The organism is Streptosporangium sp. NPDC048886, from assembly GCF_055586905.1.
Genome location: NZ_JBVJHH010000099.1, coordinates 1 through 6,086 on the forward strand (window position 1 = coordinate 1; position 6,086 = coordinate 6,086).

The 6,086-nt window shown below is 63.3% G+C and carries 7 protein-coding genes; 3 read left to right on the forward strand and 4 right to left on the reverse strand.

Going from position 1 to position 6,086, the window contains the following annotated elements:
* Nucleotides 1-790 precede the first annotated feature (790 nt).
* From ACZ6R6_RS49060 to ACZ6R6_RS49070, 3 genes are all read left to right on the forward strand, one after another.
* Nucleotides 791-1,258, forward strand: coding sequence for an SRPBCC family protein (locus ACZ6R6_RS49060; protein WP_470104403.1), 468 nt, complete (start codon nt 791-793; stop codon nt 1,256-1,258).
* A gap of 239 nt (nt 1,259-1,497) precedes the next feature.
* On the forward strand, nt 1,498-2,025 hold the full coding sequence (locus tag ACZ6R6_RS49065; protein WP_470104404.1) for an Imm21 family immunity protein: 528 nt from the start codon (nt 1,498-1,500) through the stop codon (nt 2,023-2,025).
* A gap of 349 nt (nt 2,026-2,374) precedes the next feature.
* Nucleotides 2,375-2,794, forward strand: a complete 420-nt coding sequence (locus ACZ6R6_RS49070; protein ID WP_470104405.1) for a hypothetical protein — start codon at nt 2,375-2,377, stop codon at nt 2,792-2,794.
* Between the two features lie 532 nt (nt 2,795-3,326).
* On the opposite strand, the gene ACZ6R6_RS49075 is transcribed toward ACZ6R6_RS49070, so the two are convergent.
* The 4 genes from ACZ6R6_RS49075 to ACZ6R6_RS49090 all read right to left on the reverse strand — a co-directional run bounded on the left by ACZ6R6_RS49075 (nt 3,327) and on the right by ACZ6R6_RS49090 (nt 5,728).
* Complete coding sequence (locus ACZ6R6_RS49075; RefSeq protein ID WP_470104407.1) at nt 3,327-3,695, reverse strand: hypothetical protein; 369 nt, start codon at nt 3,693-3,695, stop codon at nt 3,327-3,329.
* Between the two features lie 302 nt (nt 3,696-3,997).
* The gene (locus tag ACZ6R6_RS49080; protein WP_470104408.1) at nt 3,998-4,375 is read right to left on the reverse strand and encodes a hypothetical protein; all 378 of its coding nucleotides are present in this window, start codon (nt 4,373-4,375) and stop codon (nt 3,998-4,000) included.
* Between the two features lie 437 nt (nt 4,376-4,812).
* A complete protein-coding gene (locus ACZ6R6_RS49085; RefSeq protein ID WP_470104409.1) occupies nt 4,813-5,316 on the reverse strand; it encodes a GNAT family N-acetyltransferase in 504 nt (167 codons plus the stop codon).
* Between the two features lie 121 nt (nt 5,317-5,437).
* Nucleotides 5,438-5,728 carry a site-specific integrase gene (locus tag ACZ6R6_RS49090; RefSeq protein WP_470104410.1) on the reverse strand — a complete coding sequence of 97 codons (291 nt, stop codon included), beginning with the start codon at nt 5,726-5,728 and terminating at the stop codon, nt 5,438-5,440.
* Nucleotides 5,729-6,086: the final 358 nt, after the last annotated feature.

Consider the following 6,086-nt stretch of genomic DNA (forward strand, 5'->3'; position numbering starts at 1 on the left):
CGCCACCCTCGGCATACCTCATACCTCCGGGATAGCCGATTGCCGCAGGCCATCACAAGCCGACCCCGTCGTAACACCAGCCTTTCAAGCTCAGAAGCAGGATGTCAGGAGTTCGAGCCGTCACACAGCACGTGCTGTACTTCAGCGGTTCGCCGGCCACCGGTGCCCTGCTGACTCCGTGGGTCGCTACTCCCGTTCGGTTCCGACCACGAACCTGCTTACCGGCTGCCATGCGCCCCTGCCGGTTACCAGGCAGAATCGGGTTAAACGACGAAAGGTGCCGGATGGGCCGCCTGCGGGAAGCAGCTACAGGGTTCGCCTTCACGGTGATCTTAGGATTGATCGGGTTCGGTGTGATCTTCGGAATATCCGCGCTGTTCGACCTACCGTGGCTGGCGAACGTGCTGGGTGGCCGACCCGTAGAACTCATCGGTTCGCTCTTCCTACTGGTCCTGCTAGGACTCGTGGCCTTCGTTATACGGTTGGTGCGGAAGATCAGGGAAAGGCAACACCGGCCGGCTGAGTGACATCCGCACATATGAGTGCCGGAGGACCCGGCGACCGAAGGCAGGGTGAAGACCCCGTACGGGGTTGCAGTTTGGGTTGCAGTTCACCGCCGTACCAGCTCGTTCCAGGAGGGCCGCCGAGGGGCATTGGTCCAGGTGGGACTGTCCTGAACGGTGACGCCCCGAGCTGCTAATGCGGTTTATGTTTCCCATGCGGTATCTGGCAGAACGACAGGAAGCAACCCAGAAGACTCCACTGGAGTGCGCTGTCTTAGGCTTGACGCATGCCAAGCTTTGAGATCGTTACGCATGTCATGGCGCCTCCGGAACGAGTTTTCGACATCTCGCTGGACGTGGATGTTCACGCAGCCTCAATGGCAGGATCCTCCGAGGAAGCGGTCGGAGGTGTGACCGCTGGCAAATTGAAGCTGGGCGATACCGTTACATGGCGGGCGCGACACTTCGGTATCCGTTGGCGAATGACGTCTACGATCAGCGCTTACGATCGCCCTGGATATTTCGTCGACGAGCAGGTGTCAGGACCTTTCAAACGTTGGTACCATGCTCACTATTTTCGACCTTACGGTCACGGCGGTACGGTAATAAGCGACGTCGTTGAATTCGCCGCACCTCTCGGTCCTCTTGGGAGGATCGCCGAAATGCTAGCCCTCCGTCCCTACATGCCCAAGTTGATCCGGGTTCGGAACCAGTACATCAAGCAGGTTGCCGAAGCCGATCTCACGGCCGATTGAGAATCTGTCACGCATGACGGGACCGTTGGCCTACGCCTGTCAAGCCTGCATCCTGGGAGCCACCTTGGGAGCCACCCGAACGGACGATCATGAACTGAGCCGGACGGATCTGAACGGTCGAAGCTCCGGCGAGCAGCACGGCGAACGGTTCTGAATGGTCCTGGACGTCGTTCGGGGACCTACGGATCAGAAGGCTAGACTGCGCCTTTTTGTCGGCTTCTCGTCGTACTCTGGCCGTCATGTCTCAGCCGTACATGGAACAGTCAGGCTATGGAGACGCGCTCTGGGTCACCACGCTGGGTGGGCCGCACATCGTTGTTCCGGAGTCGGCCTGCCAGCACTGGAACGGGGTGCCGGAGGACTACCTCGACGACGAGGGAGACTACGGCCGGGCCTGTGAGGTCGACGGCTATATCGGTCTGATCGATGTTGGGCCGGACAAGGCCCTCGTTCTCGGCGACCATCCCGCCAGCACCACGTTCCTCCCCGAACACAACCTCTTCGTCCGCTGGATCGCCGCAGACTCGGCCGTGGACATTCTCCAGGCCGCCACTGACATGGTCGGTTCCGCGCAGTGGGAGGAGGAACTGGTGTGGGACATCAGGGAGCCCGTAATCCTATTCGACTCTGTCCACGGGCACGACTCCATCGGCACCGAGGAGCATCTGAGGGTGGACCTTCTGTCGGGGCGCTACACCGTCCGTGCTGCCTATGCCCAAACCGAGGCCGCCTACATGGTGATCGTTCAGCTTGTCCAGCAGATCTGACTCTGCGGGATATGCGCGGGATGATCTTCCAGTCCCCACGCTGGGGCGCATGTATCGCAGCAGCTCAGAGCCATTGTCGAGACCAGGAACGCAGTGCTCTTGAAAACCGCTAGGGGCTTTGCGGCTCCTCGTGGGTTCGAATCCCACGCTCTCCGCCAGGCTTACGAAACGGCGTCTGACCAGGGGCTTCCCCTGGACCAGGCGCCGTTGATCGTTTCCGGGCCGCACGGCCGTACGCCACCGTGAGCGGCCCCATGTCGCCGGTCGTGGGATATCTGTGGGATGGAACCCGGAGAGTCTCCCCAGGTCAAAACTGAGAAAACCGGGTCGAGGTAGTGGGAGGCCAGCGGTGGAACAGGTGGACTGGGGGCGGATACCGGGGCCGCGTTGGTACCTTCCCGAGGTCGCTCAGGCCGCGATGGAGGCGCTGGCCCAATCCGGGTCAGCCGAGCAGGCCGCCCATGCGCTGACCGATCTCCGGTACGCGGTCACGAACGACCACGCCGGAACCCACTATCCGGCCGCCGTTCCCACGACGGGCGTGCTTCTGTGGGCGATCGACAAGCGACTGGGGGCACCCCGGCAGGAAACGTTGAACACGCTGCTGGACTGGTGGGGCTGGCTCCCCGAGCCGGGTTTCAAGCGGCGGCGCGCCGCGCCGCAGCCAGCCAACGCGCCGACCGCCGGCACGCCGCCGCTGCCCATGGCCGATCCGTCTGGCGCCACAACCGGCCGGTCGAGCCGCCGCACACGTCTCTCTAGCCTGTAAGCCAGTCCGGGTATCCCTGGGACCGGTCACCCAGCGAGTGGGTCATCCTTCACATCCTGGCCAGCTCGCTTCCGCACCAGATATACGACTCCGGCCACAAGCTTGAGCAGAATGCTCAGCGACAGAAACACCCACAGCCCTGTCAGCCAAGCATCCGGCATGGGCCCGCGAAACCCGGAGAGCCCGAACACCGCACCAGCCCCGCTCCACCCGCAGAAGATGAAGGTGCACGCAGACCCAAGCTGATACCAAAAAGATCGCCGCACATCCATGCCGCCAACCCTCCCGCTTCATCACCCAACCAAACAGTGCCTCCGGCGGGGGCCTCCGGCTCTGGGATGATCGGCGCATCGAGTGTCTGGTCCGCAGGTGGCTGAGGTGGAAACCTGATCGTCCCGTCCGCCATCGCCCCGAGACAAGCCGAGCAGACCTGGGCCACGGGGTCAAGGTCGTTCGTCCAGCGGGGCGCTCCACCTTGACCCCTGGCCCAGGCCCGCTTCCCCTTCGGGCGGGACGATGGCGGACGGGATGATCAGTCAGGGGAGGTGTGCGCCGAGCGCGCCCGTTGCTTGCTGACGCCGAGGCAAGCCACCACGCGTGACGCGCCGGGAGACAGGAAGAGCTGAAAGCGATAGTCGGACTCGGTGCTCTCGACGATGCCGAGGATGAGGCGCTGAAGCCCACAGGAGCCGAGCTGCGTGACCGCCTCGTCAAAGCCGAGGGACGGGATGTCCATCCGGCGGGTAAGACGAGCGCGACGCTGGTAGATCTTGGTCAGGGGGAGCACCTCGACCGGGTCCGGCCAAATCTCGAAGGGCGCCCCAGCCATGAGCGCCCGACGGCATGCACAGCCTGCTTCGCCCGCGTTGTCCAGGAGCTGAACGAGCGTCTCTCTGTCCACGAATGCAGCGTACGCACAGCACAGTCTTCCGCCGCCATGCAATATACGTGCAATGATCATGAGGAGGTCGGCGTGCTTGCATCGCTCCGCCCCAGGTAGAAGGCCATGCGCCCGCCGTAACGGTCACACGCTGTAAAACCGTCGGCACTCCGATCTTGGGAGCCAACTTGGGAGCCAACGGGCCGTACGCCCTTGGACCGAGCTGGACTGATATGAACAGGTGGCTCGTGCGTGACCTGCGCGGCGAGCTGGTCTGAGCGCCTCTGAACGTCGTTTGGGGATCTACGGATTAGAAGCCACCGCTATATGTAGAGGTAACCTCCGGTCAACTCGGCGATCCGTATCGCTGCTCGTAGGTGGTCTACTCGGTCGAGTAGATCGATAAGTAGAGGTACGCGAAATCGTCGATGTTCGATGTGGTACATGATGGTTTCGTCGTCGGGGACGGTGTCGATCCAGTGCTTGACGAGCGTTTGCAGTTCAGCCGAGAACGCTGCCAGTTCTTCATGCCGGACCGTGAGGTCTTCGCCGGGTAGGAGGGAGAGGAGAGGAAGTCCGAGCAACTGCGCCGGTTTGACCCAGTGGTGGATCGCGCCGCGGCTCCCGAGGGCCGCCTCGTAGAGTTCCTGGCCTTCGCCTGACTCGTCAGCAGGACCGTACACACAGACGTCATACGACACGGTCCGACGCTATCGCGAATAGTGAACCGGACCCTTTCAGGGGTTGGGCCGACGGAGCAACCACACATGCGGAATATGCGTGGGATGAGCTTTGTTGGCCGTGCGTCCGATGAGAATTAATTTGCAGGTCAGAAGCGGTATTGGCGCAGCAAACGCAGTCCTCTTGAAACCGCTAGGGCTGGTGACAGTCCTCGTGGGTTCGAATCCCACGCTCTCCGCTCACCACCCGAAACGGCGTCTGACCAGGGGCTTCCCCTTGGCGGGACGCCGTTGACCGTTTCCGGGGTGCGCAGCCGTACGCCGTTGTGAGCGTCTCTGCCGGCGTTCGCGGCATATACGCGGAATGATATTGATCGCGTTTCCCCGGGTCGCAACCATTGGAAGGCGGGTTGGGTCTCCGCCGGCCAATGAGAAACCGTTGGGTCCGGGAGGCAGGTTCAGATGATGAGGTCCTTGGCCAGGACGATGCTGTCGTAGTTGGTGACGTCCCACTTCCATGTCCCGATCGACGTGTAGCCGTGACGCTCGTACCACACGATGAGGTCGGCGGCATGTGAGGATGTGTCGATCACCGCCTTCGAGGCGCCCAGCGCAGCGATGCGACTCTCGGCCAGGATCAGGAGACGATGTCCCAAGCCGGTTCCTCGCTGGGCCGGGTCCACCGCGAGCTGCCAGAACGACCCTGCGTCGGCGGGAGCTGGGTAACCAGGTGGAGTGTCGTACGCCCCTGTCACCGTGACACTGCCGACGATCGTTCCCTGCTCCAGGGCGATCCAGCACTCCCCTTTGTCCAGACGGCGCCGCGTGTCCTCAGGGGTTTGGTAGGAGGCGAAGAAGACGAGCCCGGCGGCTGCGTGATCCGCGTACGCGCGGTGCAGGAACGTGGTGAGCTCCTCCACTGAGTCGCCGTCGGTGAAACGCCGCATGATGATCGATTCCACAGGATCATGGTGTCCCACGGCTCCTCCAGAGATCATCCGGATAAGGCGGCTTCGGCGAACAACCGTCATATCAGAAAGAAAGGACCCCGGGGCGCCACCCGAGACCCCCTCACTTCTCCGCTCACGCCGCGAGCACGTCTTCGATCCGCCGATTGGCGATCTCCGCACCCCCGTCGATGCACTTGGCGTAGACCTTGAGCAGCACGTCCACCCTGTGCCCCGCCCGCTCGGCCACATCGGGAGCCGCCACCCCGGCGTTGAGCCAGAGCGAGACGGCTGCGTGCCGCAGGTCGTACGGCCGTGCCGCCAGAGGCGAGGCGACCTGTTCGACCGGGCGCAGGCCGGCGAGGTATAGGCAGGCGAAGAACCCCCGCAGGTGCCGGCCTCGATCGAGCCGCCCAACATAGGTCACGGCAGTGAGCAGTTCCCGCGCCTGGGCTGGATTGACGACCACAGGCCGGTCGACGACCTCTCGGACCTTGGCGGGACGGGGCAGACGGGACGATCAGGCGGAAGAGGTGTGCGCGTCCGCGCGGGGTTCTCCGGCCGTGCCCGTTGCGTGCCCGTCAGGAGGGCGATCAAGGGGGATTCGCGGGGAACTACGCTCACTCGCCCAGCTCTCCCACAGGTCAGCGTCTTCCCAGCTCAGCGACCAGATGCGATAGAGATTTCCCAGGCTGCTGAGCTTGAAAGGCTGGTGTTACGACGGGGTCGGCCTGTGATGGCCTGCGGCAATCGGCTATCCCGGAGGTATGAGGTATGCCGAGGGT